At 65.2% G+C, this 23,631-nt stretch carries 18 protein-coding genes and 1 pseudogene; 11 read left to right on the top strand and 8 right to left on the bottom strand.

Going from position 1 to position 23,631, the window contains the following annotated elements; genetic code table 11:
* Positions 1 to 113: 113 nt before the first annotated feature.
* Complete coding sequence (locus ABLA28_RS04415; protein ID WP_347712665.1) at positions 114 to 1,154, bottom strand: Mur ligase family protein; 1,041 nt, start codon at positions 1,152 to 1,154, stop codon at positions 114 to 116.
* A 196-nt stretch (positions 1,155 to 1,350) separates the two neighbouring features.
* Between ABLA28_RS04415 and ABLA28_RS04410 the strand changes: the two genes are divergently transcribed.
* The gene (locus tag ABLA28_RS04410; protein ID WP_347712664.1) at positions 1,351 to 2,184 is read left to right on the top strand and encodes a slipin family protein; all 834 of its coding nucleotides are present in this window, start codon (positions 1,351 to 1,353) and stop codon (positions 2,182 to 2,184) included.
* Positions 2,185 to 2,289: 105 nt separating this feature from the next.
* On the opposite strand, the gene ABLA28_RS04405 is transcribed toward ABLA28_RS04410, so the two are convergent.
* The 5 genes from ABLA28_RS04405 to dxs form a co-directional block, all read right to left on the bottom strand.
* The gene (locus ABLA28_RS04405; protein ID WP_347712663.1) at positions 2,290 to 3,621 is read right to left on the bottom strand and encodes an MATE family efflux transporter; all 1,332 of its coding nucleotides are present in this window, start codon (positions 3,619 to 3,621) and stop codon (positions 2,290 to 2,292) included.
* Between the two features lie 40 nt (positions 3,622 to 3,661).
* Positions 3,662 to 4,864 (bottom strand): HD domain-containing protein, encoded by a 1,203-nt coding sequence (locus ABLA28_RS04400; RefSeq protein ID WP_347712662.1) that lies wholly within the window; start codon positions 4,862 to 4,864, stop codon positions 3,662 to 3,664.
* Positions 4,861 to 5,619 carry a nickel pincer cofactor biosynthesis protein LarB gene (larB, locus tag ABLA28_RS04395; RefSeq protein ID WP_347712661.1) on the bottom strand — a complete coding sequence of 253 codons (759 nt, stop codon included), beginning with the start codon at positions 5,617 to 5,619 and terminating at the stop codon, positions 4,861 to 4,863. The genes ABLA28_RS04400 and larB overlap by 4 nt, the downstream gene beginning before the upstream one ends.
* 108 nt (positions 5,620 to 5,727) lie before the next feature.
* Entirely contained in the window at positions 5,728 to 6,546 is an 819-nt protein-coding gene (locus tag ABLA28_RS04390; protein ID WP_347712660.1) for a TlyA family RNA methyltransferase, read from the bottom strand.
* 17 nt (positions 6,547 to 6,563) lie between these two features.
* The gene (gene dxs, locus ABLA28_RS04385) at positions 6,564 to 8,426 is read right to left on the bottom strand and encodes a 1-deoxy-D-xylulose-5-phosphate synthase (protein ID WP_347712659.1); all 1,863 of its coding nucleotides are present in this window, start codon (positions 8,424 to 8,426) and stop codon (positions 6,564 to 6,566) included.
* A 247-nt stretch (positions 8,427 to 8,673) separates the two neighbouring features.
* On the opposite strand from dxs, the gene ABLA28_RS04380 reads away from it, so the two are divergent.
* The 4 genes from ABLA28_RS04380 to ABLA28_RS04365 all read left to right on the top strand — a co-directional run bounded on the left by ABLA28_RS04380 (position 8,674) and on the right by ABLA28_RS04365 (position 13,665).
* Positions 8,674 to 9,639 (top strand): D-glycerate dehydrogenase, encoded by a 966-nt coding sequence (locus tag ABLA28_RS04380; protein ID WP_314717543.1) that lies wholly within the window; start codon positions 8,674 to 8,676, stop codon positions 9,637 to 9,639.
* Positions 9,640 to 9,747: 108 nt separating this feature from the next.
* Entirely contained in the window at positions 9,748 to 11,790 is a 2,043-nt protein-coding gene (locus ABLA28_RS04375; protein ID WP_347712658.1) for a methyl-accepting chemotaxis protein, read from the top strand.
* Positions 11,791 to 11,929: 139 nt separating this feature from the next.
* Positions 11,930 to 13,018, top strand: coding sequence for an ATP-binding protein (locus ABLA28_RS04370; RefSeq protein WP_347712657.1), 1,089 nt, complete (start codon positions 11,930 to 11,932; stop codon positions 13,016 to 13,018).
* The gene (locus tag ABLA28_RS04365; protein WP_347712656.1) at positions 13,015 to 13,665 is read left to right on the top strand and encodes a response regulator transcription factor; all 651 of its coding nucleotides are present in this window, start codon (positions 13,015 to 13,017) and stop codon (positions 13,663 to 13,665) included. Before ABLA28_RS04370 ends, ABLA28_RS04365 begins: the two co-directional genes overlap by 4 nt.
* 83 nt (positions 13,666 to 13,748) lie before the next feature.
* On the opposite strand, the gene ABLA28_RS04360 is transcribed toward ABLA28_RS04365, so the two are convergent.
* Both ABLA28_RS04360 and ABLA28_RS04355 read right to left on the bottom strand, forming a co-directional pair.
* A complete protein-coding gene (locus ABLA28_RS04360; RefSeq protein ID WP_347712655.1) occupies positions 13,749 to 14,186 on the bottom strand; it encodes an acetolactate synthase in 438 nt (145 codons plus the stop codon).
* Between the two features lie 315 nt (positions 14,187 to 14,501).
* Positions 14,502 to 15,806 (bottom strand): phenylacetate--CoA ligase, encoded by a 1,305-nt coding sequence (locus ABLA28_RS04355; RefSeq protein WP_347712654.1) that lies wholly within the window; start codon positions 15,804 to 15,806, stop codon positions 14,502 to 14,504.
* Positions 15,807 to 16,285: 479 nt separating this feature from the next.
* Between ABLA28_RS04355 and ABLA28_RS04350 the strand changes: the two genes are divergently transcribed.
* The 6 genes and pseudogenes from ABLA28_RS04350 to ABLA28_RS04325 all read left to right on the top strand — a co-directional run.
* Positions 16,286 to 17,593: a glycine/sarcosine/betaine reductase component B subunit gene (locus ABLA28_RS04350; RefSeq protein ID WP_347712653.1), complete on the top strand. Its 1,308-nt coding sequence runs from the start codon at positions 16,286 to 16,288 to the stop codon at positions 17,591 to 17,593.
* A 24-nt stretch (positions 17,594 to 17,617) separates the two neighbouring features.
* Positions 17,618 to 18,928 carry a glycine/betaine/sarcosine/D-proline family reductase selenoprotein B gene (locus ABLA28_RS04345; protein ID WP_347712652.1) on the top strand — a complete coding sequence of 437 codons (1,311 nt, stop codon included), beginning with the start codon at positions 17,618 to 17,620 and terminating at the stop codon, positions 18,926 to 18,928.
* A gap of 121 nt (positions 18,929 to 19,049) precedes the next feature.
* A complete protein-coding gene (locus ABLA28_RS04340; RefSeq protein WP_347712651.1) occupies positions 19,050 to 20,576 on the top strand; it encodes a BCCT family transporter in 1,527 nt (508 codons plus the stop codon).
* A gap of 624 nt (positions 20,577 to 21,200) precedes the next feature.
* Positions 21,201 to 22,205, top strand: a complete 1,005-nt coding sequence (locus ABLA28_RS04335) for a hypothetical protein (protein WP_347712650.1) — start codon at positions 21,201 to 21,203, stop codon at positions 22,203 to 22,205.
* A 148-nt stretch (positions 22,206 to 22,353) separates the two neighbouring features.
* Positions 22,354 to 23,409 (top strand): threonine synthase, encoded by a 1,056-nt coding sequence (gene thrC / locus ABLA28_RS04330; protein ID WP_347712649.1) that lies wholly within the window; start codon positions 22,354 to 22,356, stop codon positions 23,407 to 23,409.
* A pseudogene (locus tag ABLA28_RS04325) lies at positions 23,406 to 23,631 on the top strand (homoserine kinase); the annotation flags it as partial. The gene thrC and the pseudogene ABLA28_RS04325, both read left to right, overlap by 4 nt.

Here is a 23,631-nt window from a genome sequence, read left to right as displayed (position 1 = left end):
GCCCCAGCCCGTCCGCCGGCCCCAGACCAGCCCGAACAGGACCCCGAGCCCGACGACGAGCCCCTCCCGGAGAACCAGGGATACGGCCGGGGCCGGGACAAGGAACAACGCGTTCATGACAGCCTCACATCCTCACATCGGGCCAGAAACTCCAGCGGCCACCCGGCGACGTTGCCGCAGGCGAAGACCCGGCCGCGCCCCCGGCGCCACGCCTCGAACGACGTCGCGTCCCTGATGCCGTCCTCCCAGCTCAGACGCGCGAACGGGGTGAAGGGAAGCGTGAAAAAAGGGCCCCCTGTCCGGGTGAAGACGGTCCGTCTCCAGGGCCGTGACGCTATCCAGGGCAGGAAGCCGCGCAGCCGCTCGGGACGGTCCGGGCGGTGGTGGTACAGCAGCGTCGTCTCCGAAGGGTCCCAGCCCGTCTCCCCGAAAAGGCGCCCGGTGCTCTCCGCCTCGTTGGCGGAGAAGGCCGCGGCCAGCAGGTCCTCCCCCTCCCCCAGCACCCGGAAGTCCGCGATGTCGGGGGACAGGGCCGCCATCTCCAGCCGCGCGGCGGAGAGCCGTTCCGCGGGGATCCCGCAGAGCGAGAGCGCGTGGAGCGCAAGATCCAGGTTCGCCTCACGGTGCGATGCCGGCGTTTCCGGTCCGGACAGGATGTGCAGCGGACAGCCACGCTCACGCAGAAGGCTCGTCAGCCCCGGATGAGCGGTCTCCGGTCCGCCGGCCACCGGGACGCCGCACGGCACCCCTTTCGTCAGGGCGCGCGCCGCCCCCTCGATGCCCGGCCCCCAGGCCTCCGCATGGTCGGACCGCAGCGTCGTCCACACCACCAGAGTCGGACGCAGCCAGGCTCCCGCAGCCTCCTGAAGCTCCGGGGCGACGGCGCTGTTCTCCATGACGACGGCATCCGTGCCCCGCGGGACCTGCGCGAGCCACCAGCGCATCTCCCGGACGTGAGCCGGCGCGGCGCGGCGGATCGTCCGGCAGCCCGATGGGGACAGCTCGCGCGGGAGGACCCCCGTGATGCGCGCGCAGGACCTGAGGCCGCACGCAAGGAGCCCCGCGTGCAGCAGGCGGACGAGACTGCTCTTGCCTCGCGTCCCCGTGACGAGGACGCGCAAAGGAACGGAACTGGGATCGAACGACGCGGACAATGAACAGCCTCCCCATCCTGATTGCCGTAGGCGCGGGCACGAACGGCCCCGGAACACCCGTTCATTGTACTCCGTTTTCGAAAAGAGAGCCGTAACGGCTCGAAAAAGTTTCGGCGCCGGGGAGTTTTACGGACGGCGCGGAGAGCGGCTTTATGCTATGCTTTTGACACATTTTGAAGGGCAAGGAGTGTTATTCATGATCATCAACGTGAACGAATTGGCGTCTCTGTTCTCGGACATCGGCAGCTGGATCGGCATTCTGCTCATCGTGCTGCTGATCCTGTCCTCGTCCGTCAGGATCGTGCCGGAGTACAAGCGGTTGGTCATCTTCCGGCTCGGACGGCTGGCCGGCAGCCGCGGGCCCGGCATCGTCTTCCTCATCCCGGTCATCGACCGCCCCGTAAGCGTGGACCTGCGCATCCTGACCATGGACGTTCCCGTCCAGGAGGTCATCACCAAGGACAACGTGCCCATCAAGGTCAACGCGGTCGTCTACTTCCGGGTCCTGGACCCGTCCCACTCCGTCGTCGAGGTCGAGAACTACGTTCTGGCCACCAGCCAGCTGGCCCAGACCACGCTGCGTTCCGTCGTCGGGTCCGTGGAGCTGGACGAGGTGCTCTCCTCCCGCGAGAAGATCAACCACGAGCTCCAGAAGATCATTGACGAGCGCACCGACCCGTGGGGCATCAAGGTGAGCGCCGTCGAGGTCAAAGAGCTGGAGCTGCCCGAGGGCATGAAGCGCGCCATGGCCCGCCAGGCGGAGGCCGAGCGCGAGCGGCGCGCCAAGATCATCGCCGCCGAGGGCGAGCTCCAGGCCGCCACGAAGCTCTCCGAGGCCGCCAAGCAGATGGAGGTCTCGCCCGTCACCCTGCAGCTCCGCTACCTCCAGACCATCCGGGAGATCGGCGCCGAGAAGAGCTCGACCACGTTCTTCCCCATCCCCATCGACCTGGTGCGTCCGTTCGTCGAACGGGCCTTCGGCGGCACCCAGGACAAGCGCTCCCCGGAAGCGCCGCGCAGCGACGCCTGACATTTCCGTTCAGGGCCATTCCGCATCGGCGAGGCGGGGGCGGGAACCGCCTTTCATGTCCGCCGGTGCGGTCGGTCCCGGTTCGACGTTCGAGTCCGCCTCATCCTAAACATAGCCGTACCGCTTTTTCTTCATGGCGAACGACAGGGCCGTAACCCCCAGCGCCAGCAGCTCCGCCGCGATGACCGAGCCCCATACGCCGTCGAGGCCAAACACGAGCGGCACGAGCATGACGGATGACGACTCGAAGACGAGCGTCCGCAGAAATGAGATGACGGCGGAGGTAATGCCGTCCCCCAGCGCGGTGAAGAACGCGGAGCCGAAGATGTTGAACCCGCAGAACAGGAAGGACAGCCCGTATATCCGCATGCCCCGAAGCGTCATCTCCCGAAGCGCGGGATCGTACCCGACGAAGATCCCGGTCAGGGGCCCGGAGGCCAGCAGCGAGACACACAGCATCGCCGTTCCCGCAGCGGCGATCAGCGTCAGGCCCTTTCGAAACAGGCTTTGCAGTTCCAAGACATTTCCCGCACCGTAATGGTACCCGATCACCGGCGCGATGCCGACGGAGTACCCCATGAAGACGGCCGTGAAGATGAAACTCAGGTACATGATCACGCCGAACGCGGCGACGCCGTCGTCACCCGCGAGATTCATCAGCTGATGGTTGTACAGAACCGTCACGACGGATCCCGAAAGGGTACTCATCAGCTCGGAGGACCCGTTGACGCACGATTGGATCAGGACGCCCGCCATCACCTCCGTTCCGCCCAAACGAAGCAGGCTGTCGTTTCGCCGCGCAAAGTAGACGAGCGGCCCAAGGCCGCCGACAGCCACGCTCGCGGTCGTTGCCGCGGCGGCGCCTGCAAGTCCCCATCGGAACACCATCACGAAGAGGGCATCCAGGACGATGTTCGCGACCCCCGCCGCCACCGTGAAGGCCAAGCCGAGCTTGGGTTTTTCCGCGGTGACGAAAAAGCTCTGAAAAGCGCTCTGGACCAGGAACAGCGGCATCGAGGGCAGGATGACCCGTCCGTAGAGAATGCAGTTGTCGAGCATCTCGCCCCGAGCGCCGAGCCAGACGGCGATCCTCTCCAGGCCCAGCAGGCCCAGGACCGTTATGAAGGTCCCCGCAGCCAGGGTCGCGTATATCAACAGTGAAAAGTATCGATTGGCAAGCTCTTTTTTGCCCTCTCCAAGCGTCTGGGCGACGATCGCGCTCCCGCCGGTCCCCAGCATGAACCCCAGCGCCATCATGAAGATGAACAGGGGCATCATCAGGTTGATCGCGGCGAAGGGCACCTTGCCCACGAAGTTGGAGACAAAAAAACCGTCGACGACGTTGTAGATCGACGTGAAGATCATCATGACGACGGACGGGGCCACAAAACGCAGCATCCTTCCATACCCGAAACGGTCGGACAGCTGAATCCTCACAATGACGGCTCTCCTGGTCGAAGCGGCCTGCGAGGCCCCTTCACCGAAAGTACTCGAACAGGTAGCCCAGGGAGAGGCCCTCGATCCGGGCCTGGCGGAAGCGGTCGTAGAGGCGCCGCTTTCCCTCCTCGAGCGCGGGGGAACGGATGCCCGTACGGATGGAGACGGAGGCCTCGATGTAGGCGGCCAGTTTGTCGCATATCTCGATGATGTGCCCATCCATGGGGTTGTAGCAGTCCCGGTCCAGCTCCCGGGGGATGTCCCCGGAGTGCCGCTGCACGGGGTCGATCTGCCCCTCCTGCCAGGTCTTGTTCGTGAACTCCTCCTCCGTGTACCAGCGCAGCTCCCGGTGCCACCCCTCGGGCAGGAGGGGGAAGATGCGCTCCTCCATCGCCTCCCTCTCGTAGCGTCGGATCATCTCGTCAAGCCCCTCGACGGACGCCTTGACGGGAGAGATGATGTCCCGCGTCAGCACCTCGGGAATGTCATGGAAGAGCCCCCCGAAGAAGTTGTTGTAGAGACGTCTGGGACAGACCCCGACCTCGTGCGAGACCATCCAGGACACAAGGGCGACGAAGAGAAGGTGCCCCAGGACCGAGGTCTGCGGGATCCGCGGGGTCTGAGCCCAGCGCCTCTGGAAGGTCAGCTGCCCCACCAGCGATATGAAACCCCAGAGCCTGGAGTCCGCGGGGCTCTCCAGGATCTCCCGCGCGGCGGGCAGGTCTATCCGGGAGATCTGCTCGTCGATCTCCCGCCGCGTCTGGTCCACGCCATACATGTCGGCGCTCCAGTGCAGGATGAAGCTAAACTCCCATTTGGTGGCGATGTAATGCGCCGCGCGCAGGATGCTCCGCTCCAGCCCCTCGGGTTCCGCACGGTGATAGGCGCGGAAGCGCCGGGCCACCTCGAGCGAGAAGGCCGTCAGATCGGGCTCCAGCTTCTTGCAGACCCACTCCCCCATCTGCTCGCGCGTGGCGCGGTCCTGCATCAGCTTGTGGAACACGGGAGGACGGATGTCCGTGACGACGACGCGGTACAGGAACTCGAAGATTCCTCCCTCGATCAGGGCGTTCCAGTCCACGGCGCGCCCCGCATCCTCCTCGGCCCTGCCCAGGACCCAGGCGGCGACCATCTTGTGGGCCTGCTTGCCCAGCTCGGTGAAGACGGCCGGATGCGGATGGTCGTTCCACCGCTCGATGCTCGCAGCCGCAAAGATATGTTCCAGGAGCGGGCGCGTGATCATGCCCGCGCCCCCGCCTCGTGGATCTGGCGGACGATGCGGGCCGCCAGATAGCCGGCGCTCAGGCCGTTGTCGATATTCACGACGCTCACGCCCATGGCGCAGGAGTTCAACATGGTCAGCAGCGGCGCGATTCCGCCCAAGTTGGCCCCGTAGCCCGTGCTGGTGGGCACGGCGACCACCGGGCAGCTCACCAGCCCCGCGACGACCGTCGGAAGCGCCCCCTCCATCCCCGCGACGGCGACGATGGCACGGGCCGACCGCAGTGAGTCCAGGTGGGCCAGCAGACGGTGCAGGCCCGCGACCCCCACGTCGTAGAGACGCATCACGTCGCAGCCCATGTACTCGGCGGTCAGCGCCGCCTCCTCCGCCACGGGCACGTCGCTGCTGCCCGCGGTGACGACGGCGACGCCCCGGCAATGGTCGGACGGCCTGCGCCTCAGCCCGGAGAGACGCGCCACGCCGTGGTGGACGGCATCCGGGAGCTCCGCGGCGATCACGGCGTGCTGCTCGGGCGTGATGCGCGAGAACAGCACGTTCTCGGAGCTCCCCGCAAATGCGCGGGCGATGGTCCGAAGCTGTTCGTCGCTCTTGCCGGGGCAGTAGACGATCTCGGAGAATCCGGTGCGCGCCGGACGGTCCGTGTCCAGCTTCACCTCCTCCCCCAGCCTGCTGAAGGCCCGTTCCGCCGCCGCCCGAAAAGGACCGTCGTCCCCAACCATCCGATCTCGCTCCCCGCCGTTCCGATGCTCATCCATACAGACAACCCCTCGCCGTAAAAACAAAAACGATAAAACTCGGGGCGTCGCCCCGAACCCCACCAAAGGGACGAATCCCTTTGGAATCCCATTCCGCATAACGCGTCCTCATCCCGCGGACGCCCGGCCTGGGTGAAGGGCCCGGTGGGCCTCCCCGACCAGCGTCCCGATATCGACGAAGAGCTCTCGGGGCTCCCGCGTCAGCCAGCAGAGAAACTCCATGTTTCCCTCGGGCCCCAGGATGGGGGACCAGGTCAGCCCCGCGACGAAGAACCGCGTACGCCGCGCGATGAAGTCCGTCACCTCGTCCAGGACCGCGGCATGGACCGCGGGGTCCCGCACCACGCCGCCCCGCCCCAGACGCTCGCGGCCCGCCTCGAACTGAGGCTTGACGAGGACCAGAGCCGATCCGTCCGCGGACAGAAACGCGTCGATCGCCGGAAGGATGAGGGTCAGGGAGATGAAGGAGGCGTCGCAGACGGCGAGGCTGACCGGCTCGTCGAAGTCGGCGGAGGTCAGGTTCCGGGCGTTCGTCCGGTCCATGACGGCGACGCGTGGGTCGGAGGCCAGGCGCCAAAGCAGCTGGCCGTACCCGACGTCCACGGCGTAGACCCTCCGCGCGCCACGATCCAGAAGGACGTCCGTGAACCCCCCGGTGGAGGCGCCGATGTCGGCACAGACGCGGCCGTCCGCGTCCAGAGGAAAGACCTCGAAGGCCCTCAGCAGCTTGTGGGCGCCGCGGCTGGCCCAGCGCCGCCCCTCCTCCACCTCCAGACGGCACTCCGGGGACAGGGGGGTCCCAGCCTTGGTCACGACCGCGCCGTCGGCCCGAACCTTCCCGGCCATGATCAGCGCCTGGGCCCGGTTCCGCGTCTCGGCCAGGCCGCGGTCCACCAGCAGCTTGTCCAGGCGTTCCTTTCGGGGCATCCTCTCGGGCCGTACCCTCAGGCCGTGTGGGCCCGCACGGGCAGGACGGACCGGCACTCCGAAAGGATGTTCTCCGCCGTCAGGCCGTAGAGCTCCCTCTGTTCGGGGATCGTCGCGTGCGGGACGCAGACGTCGGGGACCCCGAAGCGCCGCAGGAGCGTCGGGTGCCCGCCCTCCGCGATCCTCGCCGCTACCGCCTCGCCGACCCCGCCGTCAAGATAGTTCTCCTCCGCCACCGCCACCATCGGATAGCGCCGCAGGGTCTCGTCCAGGAACTCCGCGTCCAGCGGCTTGAGCCGCCGGATATCGAACACGGCGGGCTCGGAAAGCCCCGAGGCCCGGGCCCGCTCGTGGACGTCCAGAAGGATGTGAACGGCGACGCCGTGTCCCATGAGGGCCCAGCCCGTGCCGCTGCGGAGCTGCACCGCCCCCAGCGGCTCCCGTCCGGAGAAGAGGTCGTTCCGGATGGGCAGGGAACCGCGCGGGTAGCGGATAAGGGTGGGGCCGCTCCGGCTCGCGGCGTGGGCCATCATCTGGCGCAGGGAGGCCTCGTCGGAGGGGGCGTACACCTCCAGATTCGGGATGGCACGGGACCAGGAAACGTCAAGCAGCCCCTGGTGCGTGTCCCCGTCCGATCCCACCAGCCCGGCGCGGTCGACCATGAGGACGACCGGCAGGTCCTGGAGGGCGATGTCGTGGGTCAGCTGGTCCATGGCGCGCTGGAGGAAGGTGGAGTAGATGAAGACCCAGGGCCTCATCCCCCCGGCGGCCATCCCCGCGGCCAGGGTCAGCATGTGGCTCTCGGCGATCCCGACGTCGAAGAACCGGTCGGGGAACTCGGAGCGGAAGTGCTCCAGCTTCACGCCCGTCGCCATGGCGGCGGTGAGGCAGACGATGCGCGGGTCGGCCTTCGCCAGCTGCTCCGTCACGGAGGACGCGGCCTCGCTCCAGGTCCGCGCTTTGGGGCGCTCCGACTCGGAACGGGGCGACATTTGATGGTACTTCGTGGGGTTCTCCTCGGCCTCGGGCATCCCCCTGCCCTTGACCGTGTTGAAATGAAGGAGGACGGGACGGTCGTAGCCCTTGGCCAGCTCGAAGATCATCTCGCAGGCCTGGATGTCGTGCCCGTCGAAGGGGCCCCAGTAGTTGATGTCCAGGTCGTCGAAGATGTTGGCGGGCTTCACCAGGGCCTTGATCTGGTCGTGGATGCCCTCGAGGCGGCGCTGAAGGGCCTCCCCGGCGGGCAGCGCCCGGCAGCACTCCTTGATGGCCGCCTTGATCCGGTTGTAGGACGTGCTGGCCGAGAGACGCGCCAGCATGGTGGCGAACCCTCCGACGCGGGGGCTGATGGAGTGCTTGTTGTCGTTCAGGACGATGATGAGGCGGGTCTTGGTCTCCTTGACGTGGTTCAGGGCCTCGAAGGCCAGTCCGTTGATGAGCGCGGCGTCGCCGGTGAAGGCCACGACGTGGTGGTCCTGCCCCAGCAGGTCGCGCGCCTTGGCGTAGCCGAGGGCCGCGGAGACGGACGTGCTGCTGTGCCCCGTGTTGAAGTGGTCGCAGGGGCTCTCGGAACGGCGGGGAAAGCCGCAGATCCCGTCCTTGAGGCGGAGCGTGTCGAAGCGGTCCGCCCGGTCCGTGAGGAGCTTGTAGGGGTAGACCTGGTGCCCCACGTCGAAGACGATGCGGTCGTGAAGCGGATCGAACCTCCGCAGCAGCGCCATGGTCAGCTCCACGGCGCCCAGCGAGGAGCCCAGGTGCCCGCCGTTCTCCCTCACCGTCTCGATGATGCGCTCGCGGACCTCCCCGGCCAGGAGGGGAAGGTCCCCGGGCGCGATGCGCAGAAGGTCCTCGCGCCGGAACCCCGCAGTCAGAAATTTCATGTCGTTGTGCGTCTCCAAATTCGTTTTTGCCGCCGGGAAGTCCCCGGGCGGGCCGACGGCATGAACCCATTATAGATGTGCGGATTGAACAAAGGAGGGTACTTTAACGTAAAATACAAAGGGATCGCCCGGACGCGAACGGACTATAATACTAGAGATACGGGGCCACGGGTAGGACCCGCACTCCGCCGGAAGCCGTTTTTTCGAGAAACATTTTCCTGAAAAATATAGAGATGGAGGGACGGTCATGAATCGGAAGGGCAACGTTTACGTCTCGCGGCTGCTGCCGCATCCGGTCATGGAGAAACTGAAGGAGATCTGCGACTTCGAGGTCAACGCCGAGCCGCGCCCGGCGACGCGGGAGGAGCTGCTCCGGGGAGTACGCGGACGGGACGCCGTGCTGTGCCTCCTGAACGACCGCATCGACGCGGAGGTCTTCGACGCGGCGGGACCGCAGTGCCGCCTGTTCGCCAACTACGGGGTGGGCTACAACAACATCGACGTTCCCGAGGCGCGAAAACGGGGGGTCTGGGTGACGAACACGCCGGACGTCCTGAACGATGCGACGGCGGACATGGCCTGGGCCCTTCTCTTTGCGGCGGCGCGGCGCGTGGCGGAGGGAGACCGGCTGATGCGCTCCGGGACCTTCAGCTGGCAGCCCGAGTTCATGCTGGGCGCCGACATCACGGGCCGGACCCTGGGCGTGGTCGGCGCGGGACGCATCGGACGAAACTTCGCGCTCAAGAGCCGCGGGTTCGGCATGAAGGTCCTGTACTCGGGGCGCCGCCCCTCCCCGGAGTTCGAGGCGGAGACGGGCGGACGCTTTGCCGCGCTGGACGAGCTCCTGAGGGATTCGGATTTCGTCTCCATTCACGTTCCCCTGACGCCCGAGACGCATCATCTGATCGGGGAGCGCGAACTGGGGCTCATGAAGCCCAGTGCGATCCTGATCAACACGTCGCGCGGCCCGGTCGTCGACGAGAAGGCCCTCGCCAGGGCACTGGAGGCCCGCACGATCCGGGGCGCGGGGCTCGACGTGTTCGAGAACGAGCCGAACCCCGAACCGGGGCTGAAGGCTCTGGACAACGTGGTCATGACGCCCCATATCGGCAGCGCCACCGTGGAGACGCGCACCAACATGGGGCTCGTCGTGGTCCGGAACATCGCCGCGGCGCTCGAGGGCAGGGAACCGCCGAACCTGGTGAGGGGCTGACGCCGTCCCGTCCGCATGAACCGGGAAACGCCGTACCATGGGCGCCCGGGCCGGTAAATATCCGCTAAACATAAAGATCGACAGGCTGAAAGGATTGATGGTTCCAAAATGACGATTCGCAAGAAGCTCTACCTGATGCTCTTCTTCGTCCTGTTCGTGATCGCCGCCATGACGGCCATCACCTATTTCCGGGGCAGATCGGCCATCGTGAACCTGGTGGACGCCGCGGGGATGGATACCGTCAGGGCATCCGCCAAGGCCATCGACGAACGCTTCGACACCGCCTTCTCCGTCCTCGACACCTGTGCCGAGGTCGTGCGGCAGAACTGGGTGCAAAAGGGCGTCGACGAGGAGGGGAGCATCGAGGACTTCCTGAAGGGACTTTTACAGGTCGGCCGGTCGCACGGGCTCAGGGCGCTTTATTTCGGTCTGGAGTCCACGGGGAGGATGTCGGACGCCAGCGCCTGGCAGGAGCCCGAGGGCTACGATGCCCGAACCCGGGACTGGTACCGGAAGGCCGTCGAGGGCAAGGGCAGGGTCGTGCTCTCCGATCCCTATGTCGACGATGAGGTTCAGGACACGGTCCTCTCGGTGTCGAGGGCCGTTTACGACGACGGCGGCAGGCTGCTGGGCGTCATGGGCGGCGATATCCTTCTGGACGGGCTCCACGATCTCGTGAATCGCCTCCAGATCCTCGACAAGGGGTACGGATTCCTTCTGCTGAAGAGCGGTCTGATGCTGTCCGGGCCCCATCCGGAGGACATCATGAAGGTCGACATGACCGCCGATCCCCAGGTTCCCGAAGCCCTCAGGGAGGCCGCGCAGAGGATGATCCGCGGAGAGACGGGCGCACAGGAGTACGTTTACGGCGGCATGGAGACCAAGGCGTTCTTCACCCCCACCGGGACGGGTTTTTTCCTGGCCGTCGCCTATCCCGCAAGTGAGATCCGGACCCGCGTCAGCTCCCTCACGTTCCTTCTTGTCGTCATCGCCGCCGTGGCCCTCGTCGTCATCGGCCTCGTCATCCTGCTCGTCAACCGCGGCCTGACCCGCAGCGTACGCGGTATCCAGGACTCCACCGAACGCCTGGGCGCCGGGGACCTCACCGTCCGCTACGACGACTCCGGCAGGGACGAGCTGGCCCACGTCGCCCGGAAGCTGAACTCCACCGTCGCCTCCCTGAGGGAGAGCATGACGGACATCCGCTCCGCGGCAAACGACACGGCCCGCCAGTCCGAGACGCTCGCGGCCCTGTCGGAGGAGACGCTCGCCTCCATGGAGGAGGTCTCCGCCTCGATGGAGCGCATCCTGCACATGATGGAGGACAACGCCTCGGCACTCCAGGCCGCGAACGACTCCATCGAGGAGATCGCATCGGGAGCCCAGGCGTCCGCTCAGGCCGCCACGAACGGGGCCGAGGGGGCGGCACAGGTCATGGAGAAGTCCGAGAGCTCCTTCAGGGAATTGAACGAGGCCCTCGAGAACATCCGAAACGCCGGGGAGGTCTCCGTCCAGAGCATCCGGCGGCTGCGCGGGCTGGAGGAATCCGTGGAGTCCATCGCGGGGTTCGTGTCCACCATCACCTCCATCGCCGACCAGACGAACCTGCTGGCGCTGAACGCGGCGATCGAGGCGGCGCGTGCGGGCGAGGCCGGGCGCGGGTTCGCCGTGGTGGCCGAGGAGGTGCGCAAGCTGGCCGAGGAGTCGGCGCGGGCGGCCTCGCAGGTCAACAGCCTCATCACGGAGCTCCAGGAGAGCTCCGGAAGTTCGATCGAGGCGACGGAGAGGACCGGCACGCTGCTGAGCGAGACGACGAAGAAGACCGTCGAGACGCAGAAGAAGCTCGACGACGCGCTCAGGGCTCTGGGCAGGCTGACGGAGTCGATCCAGAGCATAGCGGCGGTGTCGGAGGAACAGGCGGCGTCCAGCTCGGAGATGAGCCATTCCATCCAGCGCGTGGCGGAGACGACGGACCGGACGGTGGCCTCCGGCCAGAGCGTGGGGACCGCCACGAGGGAGACGACGCAGGCGGCGGAGTCGATAGCGGGCGAGGCGCAGCGCATGGCGGAGACGTCCGAGAAGCTCCAGAGCATCGTCGGGCGTTTCGTCCTCGACGCGGGAGGGACGGGCATCCTCCCCGCGAAGGAATAAAGGCGACGATGAAGCAGAACGGGGTCCCCGGACCGGGAAAACCCGTTCTTCCTCATCGCGGATACGTGCCCGATCCGGCTCGGGGCGCTCGAAATTCCGGGGGTGCGACCATGGAGTTTCGACAAGAGGGGTTTCAGGAATGGGGAAAGACCAGTTTTCGTATCAGATCTTTTTTGAAAGGGTATTCAACCCCATCGCCCTTTATCATGTCGAGGGCGATGTTCGAAGCGTCCTGAGCGCCGACAGGATCTTTTACGTCGACGTCAACCCGGCCTACGAGCGCGTGATGAGGGTGAGAAAGCGGGACATCGTAGGGCACAACTTCCTCGACGTGTGGCCGAGGTCCGAGGCATGCTGGCCGAGGATCATCGTCGACTGCATCCGGCTGGGGCACACGGTGCACTGCGAGGGCGAGAGCCGCGACGCCGGCAGCTACCTCGAGGCGATCGCCTTTCCTCTGCCGCGGAGGCGGGCCGCGGTGATCTTCATGGACAAGACGGACTGGAAGCTCTCGAGCGACGCGCTCAAGGACAAGCAGGAGGAGCTGCGCGCGCTGGCCGCCCAGCTGACGCTCAGCGAGGAGAACACGCGGCGGGCGATCGCCGCGGACATCCACGACCGCATCGGCTACGAGCTCGTCGCACAGCTCAAGACGCTCCGCAGGCTCATGGAGGACGACCTGGCGCCCTCCGTCCGCAGGGAGATCGAACGCCTGGCGGCGGCGGCGGAACGGCTCATCTCCCAGAGCCGCAGCCTGATCTTCGAGCTGAGCCCGCCCGTCCTCAAGGAGGTGGGGCTCAACCCGGCGCTCGAGGCGCTGGCGAAGTCCCTGCTGGAGCCTCAGGGCATCGAATGGAGCCTGCGCTCCCGCGGCACCATCGGGGAGTTCAACGCCGACGACGCCATCTGCATCATCCTTTACCGCATGACGCGCGAGCTGATGCTCAACGCGATCAAGCACTCCGGGGCAAGCCGGGTCACCATCATCGTCAACCGCGGTCCCGGCAGGATCATGGTCGCCGTCGAGGACGACGGACACGGGTTCGACCCCGCCTTCAGCCTGGAGGACGCCGCGCTCGCCAGGGCCGCCAAGGGCTTCGGGCTCTTCAGCATCCGCGAACGCCTTCAGGCCATCGGCGGCAGCGTCCGGATCGTGTCCGTCCCGGGCGAGGGGGCGACGGTGGCGATGTCCTGCCCCCTGAAGCTGAGGGAGGGGGAGTTCAAATGAGCATCCGCGTGCTCCTTGCCGACGACCACGAGCTTTTCCTGGAGGGGCTGAAGGAGCTGATCCTCAAGGCGCCGGACATCGAGCTGGCAGGACAGGCCCGGGACGGGCTGGAGGCGCTGGAACAGACGGCCCTGATGGAACCGGACGTCGTCCTGATGGACATGACCATGCCGCGCCTCAACGGGATACAGGCGACCCGACAGATCTCCGAGAAGTTTCCCGGGATCAGGGTGCTGGTCCTGTCCATGCACGGCGACCGCGAGCTCGTCGTGGAGAGCCTCAAGGCGGGAGCCCGAGGCTACATCCTCAAGGAATGCACCTCCGACGAGCTCTACACGGCCATCCGCGCCGTCGTGGCCGGGCAATACTACCTGACCCCATCCGTGCTGCCCGCCTTGATCGAGGACTACCTGCGCCTGCTGCAGGCGGAGGCGAAGTCGTCCGCCTCTCCCCTGTCGGACCGCGAACAGGACGTCCTGAAGCTCCTCGTCAAAGGGCTGAACGCCAAGCAGATCGCCGCGCGGCTCGACATCAGCAAGAACACCGTCGACACGCACCGGCGCCGCATCATGGACAAGGTGGGCTGCAACAGCATGGCCGAGCTGACCCGCTACGCAATCCGCGAGGGGTACCTCGACCTCAGCTGAGGGCGTTTGGTTTCCCACCGAGGAGCGTCGGGCTCCCCGGTTGCAAGAGCTCAGAGAGGCGCCGATCCAAGATCGGCGCCGCCCTACAGGCCGTAGATTTCCTCCTGCGCTATCACCTCTATCCCGTTTCGGGCAAGGAGCTCCGCCGCCCTCGGGATACAGTCGTCGGCGACGCGGAAGACCATGTACGCGCCCTGATTTCTGCGCGTGGTGAAGGCATAGCTGTACTCAAGGTTGATCTCGGCGTCCCTCAGTATCTCGAGGATGCGATAGAGCGCCCCCGGCTCGTCGGATACCGCCACCGCAAGCACCGGGGTCACCGCCGAGATGAACCCGGCCTCGGCCAGCACGCGCTGCGCCCTGTCGGGGTCGCTGACGATCGTGCGAAGAACGCCGAAGTCGGCCGCCTCCGCAAGAGAAAGAGCCCGCATGTCGATCCCGCTGCCGCGCAGAAGGTCGACGAACTCCGCCAGCTTGCCCGGCCTGTTCTCCAGAAAGACGGAAATCTGTTTGGCCGTCATTGTCCTTTCCCCCTTCACGATGTTCTCCTCCCTAATTTCTAAGGAAACACTGATTTAATCCACGAAGCCCCCTGTGGTACCCCAGCTTGCCGCTTTTGAGGAAGGAACTTGCCGGGGCCGCCGCTATCCCCAGAGGGGAGCCTTCCGGCAGCCGCTCGCTTCGCTTGCGGGCCGATCAGTCTCAGGATAGCGGCGTGGGGGCTTGGGGGCAAAGCCCCCATGTTAATTTTTAGGGAAGCGCTGGGTATTTTTGCACATAGAAGTTTTGCATATTTTTCCTTAAAAACATGCATTTTTGTTTTAATCAGCGCTTCCCTAATACAGTTTTCGTCTGTCTATGATGCGCTTTGCCTTGCCCTCGCTGCGCTCGATGCTCTTCGGCGAGACGAGTCGCACCCTCGCGTAGATTCCAAGGAAGCCCCGCAGCGCGTTCACGAGCTTTTTTTCGTGCGCCGATATCTCGCCCAGCGTGTCGCTGAACATCTCCCGGCTCATCTCGACGTTGATCTCGAGCGTGTCGGTGTTGTTGACGCGGTCCACGATGAGCTGGTAGTTCGGCAGGTAGCCGTTGTTGATCAACACCGTTTCGATCTGCGACGGGAACACGTTGACGCCCTTGATGATGAGCATGTCGTCGCTGCGCCCCATCGGCTTCGCCATCCGCACGTGGGTGCGCCCGCAGGGGCATTTTTCATGCGAAAGGGTGCAGATGTCGCGCGTGCGGTAGCGAATCATCGGGAACGCCTCCTTGTCGAGCGACGTGAAGACCAGCTCGCCCTTCTCGCCGTCCGGCATCGCCTCGCCCGTATCCGGGTCGACGATCTCCGCAATGAACTGGTCCTCGCAGACGTGCATGCCGCGCTGCGCCTCGCATTCGTAGCCGACGCCGGGGCCATCGAGCTCGGTCAGGCCATAGATGTCGTAGGCCTTGATGCCGAGCTTCTCCTCGATGTCATGGCGCATCTCCTCGCTCCAGGCCTCCGCTCCGAAGATGCCGGCCTTCAGCTTGATAGTCCCCTTCAGCCCTCTCTCGACGACCGTCTCGCCGAGGTACGCGGCGTAGGACGGAGTGCAGCAGAGGATCGTCGTTCCGAGATCCTGCATGAACTGGATCTGACGGTCGGTCGAGCCGGAGGACATGGGCAGCGTCAGCGAGCCGAGCTTGTGCGCGCCGCCGTGGAGCCCCGCGCCGCCGGTAAAGAGCCCATAGCCGTAGGAGACCTGCACGACGTCATCCCTCGTTCCGCCGGCCGCGGCGAGGGCACGCGCGCAGCAGTCCTCCCACGCGTCGATGTCGTGCCGGGTGTAGAACGCGATGACGCGCTTGCCGGTGGTGCCGCTCGTCGAATGGACGCGCACGCACTCGGAGAGCGGACGGCAGAGCAGCCCGTAAGGATAAGCCTCGCGCAGGTCGTCCTTCGAGACGAAGGGCAGCTTATGGAGGTCCTCGACGCCGTTGATGGCGGAGGGATCCACCCCGTGCCTCCTCATCTTTTCCCGATAGTACCCGGAATTCTCGTAGGCGTTTCTGACGCTTCTGACGAGGCCCTCGCTCTGCCACCTCGAGATCTCCTCGCGCGGAGCGCATTCGACCGCTTCCCTGTAGTAGTTCTTTCCCATTGGCACCCTTTCCTTTCAGGAATCCGTTTCGACTCGTTTCGCCCGTCCAAAGGCCGCACGCACAAAAACGCACAAAAAAACAGGGCTCGCTCGGAAGGCGGACCCTGCTTCAAAGGAATATACGCGGCGCGTGAATTCTAACGATTGCGAATCATGCATCCCCCGCGCAGATCCCCTGAAGAGGATCCGCGCCGGTAAAGGAGAACGCTCCGGCGCGACGACCGTGCGATGAAACCGTATCGAATGCTGCCATAACGTCCCCTCCTTTACGATGAACGCGCCTCGCGCTTGTCGATACAAGGGATTCTAGTGCCTTTTTTCGAAAAAGTCAACCTCACGGCCGACGCCAACCTCTCCTCTTCCTGTCACGTTTTTTACTACCCGCGCCCTAACGTTTTTCGTTATGGCGTTCGATACCCTCCTCTTCCTATAATGATTTGTATGGATTTCTATCCCAATATCCAAGGAGTGATCACGGCATGAGACTTGAGATTGGAGCCTTCCACGTCAAGGACATCAGGTTCGGCGACAAGACGGGCTACAGCAAGGGTATCCTCACCGTCAACAAAGAGGAGCTCCTGAAGGTCGTGAAGGAGGACGAGCACATCACGACCGCGGACCTCCGCATCGTGCACCCCGGCGACGAGGTCGTGCTCTGCCCCGTCAAGGAGGCGCTCGAGATGCGCTGCAAGGTCTCCGGCGGACATGGGATCTTCCCCGGGGTCCTGTCCGAGATGGAGATAGCCGGTTCCGGCCGCACGCACTGCCTGCAGGACTGCTCGCTGATCGTCGTGGGCGAGCACGCCGGCGGATTTCAGGACGGCCTGATCGCCATGGGCGGCCAGTATCAGCACCACACCATCTTCGGGGACATGCCGAACCTCGTCCTGGTCGCGGACACGGACGAGGAGTTCGAGCGCAGGGAGCAGCAGAAGAAGAACCGTGCGCTCCGCTGGGCGGGCATGAGGCTGGCCGAGTACGTCGGCCAGTGCGTCAGGGACCTCGAGCCCGAGAATCTCGAGGTCTACGACCTGCCCGCCATCCCCGACCGCAGCGACGCCGTCAAGGCCCTGCCCGGCGTGCTCTACGTGCTCCAGCCCCAGACCCAGATGGAGGCCATGGGCTACAACACCCTGATCTACGGCTGGGACGGCAACCACATCCTGCCCACCCTGATGCACCCCAACGAGCTGCTCGACGGCTGCATGGTGTCCGGCAGCTTCATGCCCTCGTCCTCGAAGATCTCGACCTACGAGTTCGCCGTCAACCCGATGCTCAAGAGGCTCTACGCCGAGCACGGCAAGTCGATCAACTTCCTGGGCGTTTTGATGTCCACGCTGAACGTCAAGATGGACGAGAAGGTGCGCTGCGTCAAGATGGCGGGGGAGATCGCGGTCAACCTCGGCGCGAAGGGTGCGGTCGTCGTGGAGGAGGGCTACGGCAACCCCGACGTGGACTACACCGCCATGCTGGTTGAGCTCGAGAGGCTGGGGATCAAGACGGTCGGGCTCTCCGACGAGTGCACGGGCCGCGACGGCGCGTCCCAGCCGCTGGTGTCCATGAACCCCGCCACCGACGCCCTGGTCACCACCGGAAACGTCTCCCAGATGTACACGTTCCCCAGGATGGAGGTCATCGGCGAGCTGGAGGCCCTGGCCCGCGACGGCAACAGCGGAGGCTGGGAGGGCTGCATCAATCCCGACGGCTCCTTCGTCATGGAGAACAACGGGATGTTCTGCGCCAACCACATCAGCGGCTACTCCAGAAGAACCTGCGCCGACTTTTAACCGTCCAGCGAGGAGGGACAGGAAATGAAGGCAATCCACTATATCAACCAGTTCTTCGGTCAAGTCGGCGGCGAGGACGCCGCGGACGCCAAACCGGTCTTCCACGATCAGCTCATCGGCTGTTCCGTGATGCTGAACGGGATGATGCCGGACATCGAGGTCACCAACACGATCACCTGCGGCGACAACTACGTCACCAACCACACCAAGGAGGCTCTGCAGGAGATCCTGGCCTGGCTCGACACCAGGGAGTTCGACATCTTCTTCGCCGGCCCCGCGTTCATGGCCGGGCGCTACGGCGTGGGCTGCGGGCTGGTCTGCAAGGCCGTGGCCGAGAAGTACGGCGTGCCGGTCATCACCTCGATGAACGAGGAGAACCCCGGAGTCGAGGAATACAAGGCCGTCTCCTACATTTTCAAGGGCGGCCGCAAGGCGACCTTCATGAAGGACGACCTCACCCTGATGGCCAACTTCGCCCAGAAGATCGCCAGGGGCGAACCCCTGCTGCCCGCGGTGCAGGAGGGGTACTTCCCGCGCGGCGTCCGCGCCGAGATCCCGCAGCCCGACGGCCGCATGGCCGCCGACCGCGTCATCGACATGCTGGTGAAGAAGCTGAACGGAGAGCCCTTCCAGACGGAGCTCGTCATCCCCAAGATGGAGAGGATCCCGCCCGCGGCGCCCGTTCCCGACCTGAGCAAGGCCACCATCGCGCTGGTCTCCTCGAGCGGCGTCGTCCCGGTGGACAACCCCGACCGCATCCAGAGCGCCTCCGCCCAGAAGTGGGGCAAGTACGACATCTCGAAGCTCGACTCCCTGCCCGAGGGCGTGTTCAAGACCATCCACGCCGGCTTCGACCCCGCGGCCATGTGCGCGGTGCCCGACCGCGGCATCCCCGTCGACGCGATGCGCTATTTCGAGAAGCAGGGCAAGATCGGTAAGCTCTACGACTACTACTACGTCACCGTCGGCACGGGCACGACCCAGGCCTTCGCCGCCAAGTTCGGCAGGGAGATAGCCCAGGAGCTGCACAACGCCAAGGTCGACGCTGTGGTCCTTACCTCTACCTGAGGCACCTGCACTCGTTGCGGTGCAACGATGGCAAGGGAAATCGAGCGCACGGGCATCCCGGTGGTCGTGATGTGCAACCTCATCGACGTCGCCAAGACGGTGGGCGCGAACCGCATGGTCCAGACCGTCTCCGTCCCCTATCCCCTCGGGGACCCGGAATTGAGCAAGGAGGCCGAGTGGCAGCTGCGCACCAGCCGCGTCGGGGCCGCTCTCGACTCCCTCGCGACGCCGGTGGAGGCCCCCACGGTCTTCCCGTCCAAGTTCTAAATTCGATCGACGGCATGTCGTAACGTCACTTTAAGAACAGGGGACGGGGCCAAAAAAGATTTTTTGAGATTTTCGCTTGCGACCCCGTCCTTTATCCTCCTGCTGAAAGGAGCTGCAGTCCATGACGGACAACAGCAACAGGAATTCCGGGCAAAAGGACAACTCCGTCTATCTGATCTCCATCGCCGTCACCCTGGCGGTCGTGGCATGGGGCTACTGGGCCCCGGAGAACTTCGGCGCCTTTGCCAAAGCGCTGTTCACCGGCCTGACGAAGTACTTCGGCTGGGGCTACCTGCTGACGATGAACGTATTCGTGCTGTTCTGCCTTTTTATGGCCTTCGGCCGCTTCCGTCACGTACGCCTCGGGCTGCCCGAGGACCGGCCGGAACACAGCAACATCTCCTGGTTCGCCATGCTGTTCTCCGCCGGCATGGGCGTCGGCCTGGTGTTCTACGGCGCGGCCGAGCCCCTGATTCACTTCGGCAACGTGCCCTTCGGCGCGGAGCCCGGGTCGATCCAGGCAGCGCGCGATGCCATGCAGATCTCCTTCTTCCACTGGGGGCTGCACCCCTGGGCGGGCTACGCGGTCATCGCCATGCCGATGGCCTATTATCAGTTCCGCCGCAACTCCCCGGGCCTCATCAGCTCCCTGTTCATTCCGCTCGTCGGCCAGAAGGCCGTTGACGGCGCCTTCGGCAAGATCGTCGACGTCCTGGCCATCTTCGCAACGTTGGCCGGCATCACCACCTCGCTGGGGCTCGGCACCCTGCAGCTCGGCAGCGGCCTGAACGAGGTCATGGGGATGGACAAGACCGTCATGATCCAGATCGTCATCATCGTTTTCCTCGCCGTCTTCTACACGGGCTCGGCCGTGATGGGCATCGACCGCGGCATCAAGTGGGTGGCCAACTTCAACCTCCTCGTGTGCCTGGGGCTGATGGTCACCCTGTTCCTCGTCGGTCCGACGCTGCCCATCGTCGACTCTCTGATGACGGGCATCGGCGACTACGTCAGCGGACTGATCAAGGAGAGCTTCTCCATGGCTCCCTACGGCGGGCCCTACGAATCGCACCTGAAGAACTGGACCCTCTACTACTGGGCCTGGTGGATCGCCTGGGCGCCCTTCGTCGGTTCCTTCGTCGCCCGCATCTCCCGCGGCCGCACGATCGCCGAGTTCGTCGCCGGAGTCCTCATCGTCCCGGCGCTCGGCAGCTTCACCTGGTTCGCTATCTTCGGAACGTCCGGACTACACCTCCAGCTGGTTCAGGGCATCGACATCGCCGCCCAGGTGACGAAGGACATCTCCGTGGGCGTCTTCGCCCTCTACAAGTATTACCCTCTGGGCTTCGTCATGTCGATCCTCATGCTGATCCTGATCACGACGTTCTTCGTCACCTCCGCCAACTCCGCCACGTTCGTGCTGTCGATGTACTCCAACCACGGCGACCTCAACCCCTCCAAGTCCAAGATGGGCGTATGGGGCGTCCTGATGGCCGCGCTGGCCATCGTGCTCCTGATGACCGGCGGCCTGCAGAACCTGCAGACCGTCTCCTTGGCCGCCGCGCCTCCCTTCGCGATCATCATGGTCTGCGCCTGTGCTTCCCTGTGGAGAAGCCTGGCAAAGGACGAGACGGAGGGAAAACTTTAAGGGCACGGGATGCCGCTGTCGGGACCAATCTAAGGAAATGCTGATTTAATCCATGAAGCCGCCCGGTGCCCAGCTTGCCTGTTTTGAGGAAGATACTTTCCGGGGCCGCCGCTATCCCCGGAGGGGAGCCTTCCGGCCATCCGCTCGCTTCGCTTGCGGGCCGATCAGTCTCGAGATAGCGGCGTAGGGGGATTTAAGCAGACGACCGGCGATAAGTAGGCGACCAACAAGCAACGCGAGTTGTGTCGATCACTTAGTTTCCTCACCAGGTACGAGCCGTGTCGGTCGCTTAGTTTCTTCATCAGGGGGCGTAAGCAGACAACCAACGAGCGTATGCGAGTTGTGTTGGTCGCTTAGTTTCTTTATCAAAGCCCCCATATTAAAATTTTAGGAAAGCGTTGGAGATTTTTGCCTATAGATGTTTTGCATATTTATCCTGCGGAAAATATGCGTTTTTGTTTGAATCAGCGCTTCCCTAAATCTCAGGGCTTCGCCCTGAACCTGCCCAAGGGGGCTGGCCCCCTTGGGAATCCCAGATTTTGAAACTATCATTTTCGAGGGCGTCCCTGGCGGCGCCCTCGTTCCATCCCCGGTTCTCATTCTACCCTCGGAGGTACGTCAACGATGGAAAGCTGTCTGCTGCTTTTTTCGCACGAGCACCCCTGCTGGGACGAGGAGACCCTGGCTCTTGCCGGCGAGGACCCCCACGCGCTGAAAGAGCTCGAGGACTCGGGCGACCTCATGAGGATCGCCGCGGGCTGCGGGCTCACGCCCCAGGGCGTGCGGACGCGGGAACGGGTCGCACGGGAGCTCTGCGTGCCCGTGAGCTCGGCGGGCGAGGTTCCGGTCGACGAGGTCCGGGCTCGCGAGATGCTGGAGCGGAACCGCCTGGAGCAGTTCCTGGACCGCGCGTTCATGACCGACTGGGGCATCAAGGAGGTGTCGGTCGGGGAGACGTTCCCGGTGGTCCCCTGCCTGCCCGACGACGAGTATTTCATGCTTTCGGACGGGCGCGCCCGCGCCCTGTGGCCCGAGGCCCCCGTCGTAAAATCCTTCCTCGAGGCGTTTCCCCACTGGGGCGTCGCCGCGCGGACCCTGCCCGCACCGGGACAGGAGGCGCTGGACCGCTGGGCCTCGGAGAACGGGGCCCCGACCGGTAGCCTGACGTTCGACTTCGTCCTGCGGAGCCGTTACGACTTCAATCATTACAAGGGGCTCGAGCCCCTGCCGACCGACCGCTTCAAGTTCCTCAACGCCGACCGGCTCTTCGCCCAGAAGGTCCGCGGCCGGGCGGAGGACCTGCTGCCCCTGATCGGACGCCTCCACATCTTTCTGATGGGGCAGCGCCGCATCTACGTGCCCGGGTGGTTCGACATCGACAGGGAGGAGCAGGAGGACTGGGTGCTGCTGGCCCTGGCGACGGACACGGAGGCGCAGCTGGCCTCCCTCACGGCGACGCTGCGCGCGTGGGGACACGACCTGATCGACCCCGCCAATCCGCTCTACATCGTCGGCACGAGCATCGAGCGCCTGAGGGCGCAGAGGGAACAGAAGCGCACGCTTTACGACTGGTTCCAGGAGGAGACCGTGCGTATCCTGCGCCCCGACGCCCCGGACGAGATCGAATAGGCGATCGAACGTAACACGGCCCCCCGAGGCGCGACACCGGCCTTGACATCCCACCCGGCGCAGTGTATAACCGGGTAATCGTGAAAAAGGCGCGGTCCTTCGCAAAAGGCCGCGTTCAAGGGATGCTTCAAGGGATGGAGGGATCGTATTGGGTATTCTGGCTCGTTACGCCGCCCTGCTTCCGGTGACGCCGGCAACGCCGCCCGTCAACCTGGAGGAGGGCTCTACGCCGCTCATCGCCCTGCCGCGCATCGGCGAAAAGCTCGGCATCACGCTTTACGGCAAGTTCGAGGGCTGCAACCCCTCGGGCTCCTTCAAGGACAGGGGGATGGTTCTGGCCGTCGCCAAGGCCCTGGAGGAGGGCAAGCGCGCCCTCATCTGCGCCTCGACGGGCAACACCTCCGCCTCGGCGGCTGCCTACGCGGCCTCCGTCGGCATCCCCTGCTTCGTCCTGCTCCCTGCGGGCAAGGTCGCCCTGGGCAAGCTGGCCCAGGCGCTGATGTACGGGGCCAGGGTCATCGCCGTGCGCGGCAACTTCGACCGCGCGCTGGAACTGGCCCGCACGGCCGCGGACAAAAGCGGCTGCGCGATGGTGAACTCCGTCAATCCCTACCGCCTCATCGGCCAGCGCACCGGCGCGTGGGAGATCTGCGAGGCCCTGGGCAGGGCGCCGGACTGGCACGCCATTCCCGTGGGCAACGCGGGGAACATCAGCGCCTATTGGGCGGGGTACGGGGAGTACGTCAAGCTGGGCCGGATCTCCAGGGCTCCCCGCATGATGGGCTTTCAGGCCGCGGGCGCCGCTCCGCTCGTCACGGGGCTCCCCTGTCCGGAGCCCGAGACGGTCGCCACGGCCATACGCATCGGCAACCCCGTCAGCGCGTCCCTCGCCCGCGCGGCAGTCTCGGAGTCCGGCGGCGAGTTCAACGCGGTCTCCGACGAGGATATCCTCGCCGCACAGAGGCTTTTGGCCTCCGAGGGCGGGGTCTTCGCCGAGCCCGCGTCCTGCGCGCCCCTCGCCGGGCTTCTCGCCCTGAAGCGTGAGGGCCGCCTTCCATCGGGCATCACGGCGGTCATGGTGCTGACGGGCAACGGCCTGAAGGACCCCGACACCGCGCTGTCCCAGACGGGGCGGCCCATCGAGATCGGCGACTCGCTGGAGGAGCTGATGGGCGTCCTGAGCGCCGGCGCCTCCGGATCATGACAGAGCGGGGGAAAGAACCGCTTCTCTCCCTGCGCGTCCCCGCGACGAGCGCCAACCTGGGCTCCGGGTTCGACACGCTGGGCATGGCGCTCTCCCTCTACAACGTCTTCAACGTCCGCGAGCTGCTGCCGGAGGGACGCTTCACCTGCGACGTCATCGGGGAGGGCGCCTACGAGCTGTCCGACGCCGGCTCCAACATGGTGGTGGAGAGCTACCTTCGCG

Source organism: uncultured Fretibacterium sp., assembly GCF_963544685.1.
In the GTDB taxonomy this organism is placed as follows: domain Bacteria; phylum Synergistota; class Synergistia; order Synergistales; family Aminobacteriaceae; genus CAJPSE01.
This window is presented reverse-complemented; position numbering and strand designations above follow the sequence as displayed.

What these genes read in the sequence shown, in the direction of transcription:
- ABLA28_RS04410 (WP_347712664.1), top strand. Translation starts at nt 1,351, where the DNA reads ATGATCATCAACGTGAACGAATTGGCGTCTCTGTTCTCGGACATCGGC.
- ABLA28_RS04400 (WP_347712662.1), bottom strand. Translation starts at nt 4,864, where the DNA reads ATGATCACGCGCCCGCTCCTGGAACATATCTTTGCGGCTGCGAGCATC.
- larB (WP_347712661.1), bottom strand. Translation starts at nt 5,619, where the DNA reads ATGGATGAGCATCGGAACGGCGGGGAGCGAGATCGGATGGTTGGGGAC.
- ABLA28_RS04390 (WP_347712660.1), bottom strand. Translation starts at nt 6,546, where the DNA reads ATGCCCCGAAAGGAACGCCTGGACAAGCTGCTGGTGGACCGCGGCCTG.
- dxs (WP_347712659.1), bottom strand. Translation starts at nt 8,426, where the DNA reads ATGAAATTTCTGACTGCGGGGTTCCGGCGCGAGGACCTTCTGCGCATC.
- ABLA28_RS04380 (WP_314717543.1), top strand. Translation starts at nt 8,674, where the DNA reads ATGAATCGGAAGGGCAACGTTTACGTCTCGCGGCTGCTGCCGCATCCG.
- ABLA28_RS04375 (WP_347712658.1), top strand. Translation starts at nt 9,748, where the DNA reads ATGACGATTCGCAAGAAGCTCTACCTGATGCTCTTCTTCGTCCTGTTC.
- ABLA28_RS04370 (WP_347712657.1), top strand. Translation starts at nt 11,930, where the DNA reads ATGGGGAAAGACCAGTTTTCGTATCAGATCTTTTTTGAAAGGGTATTC.
- ABLA28_RS04365 (WP_347712656.1), top strand. Translation starts at nt 13,015, where the DNA reads ATGAGCATCCGCGTGCTCCTTGCCGACGACCACGAGCTTTTCCTGGAG.
- ABLA28_RS04360 (WP_347712655.1), bottom strand. Translation starts at nt 14,186, where the DNA reads ATGACGGCCAAACAGATTTCCGTCTTTCTGGAGAACAGGCCGGGCAAG.
- ABLA28_RS04355 (WP_347712654.1), bottom strand. Translation starts at nt 15,806, where the DNA reads ATGGGAAAGAACTACTACAGGGAAGCGGTCGAATGCGCTCCGCGCGAG.
- ABLA28_RS04350 (WP_347712653.1), top strand. Translation starts at nt 16,286, where the DNA reads ATGAGACTTGAGATTGGAGCCTTCCACGTCAAGGACATCAGGTTCGGC.
- ABLA28_RS04340 (WP_347712651.1), top strand. Translation starts at nt 19,050, where the DNA reads ATGACGGACAACAGCAACAGGAATTCCGGGCAAAAGGACAACTCCGTC.
- ABLA28_RS04335 (WP_347712650.1), top strand. Translation starts at nt 21,201, where the DNA reads ATGGAAAGCTGTCTGCTGCTTTTTTCGCACGAGCACCCCTGCTGGGAC.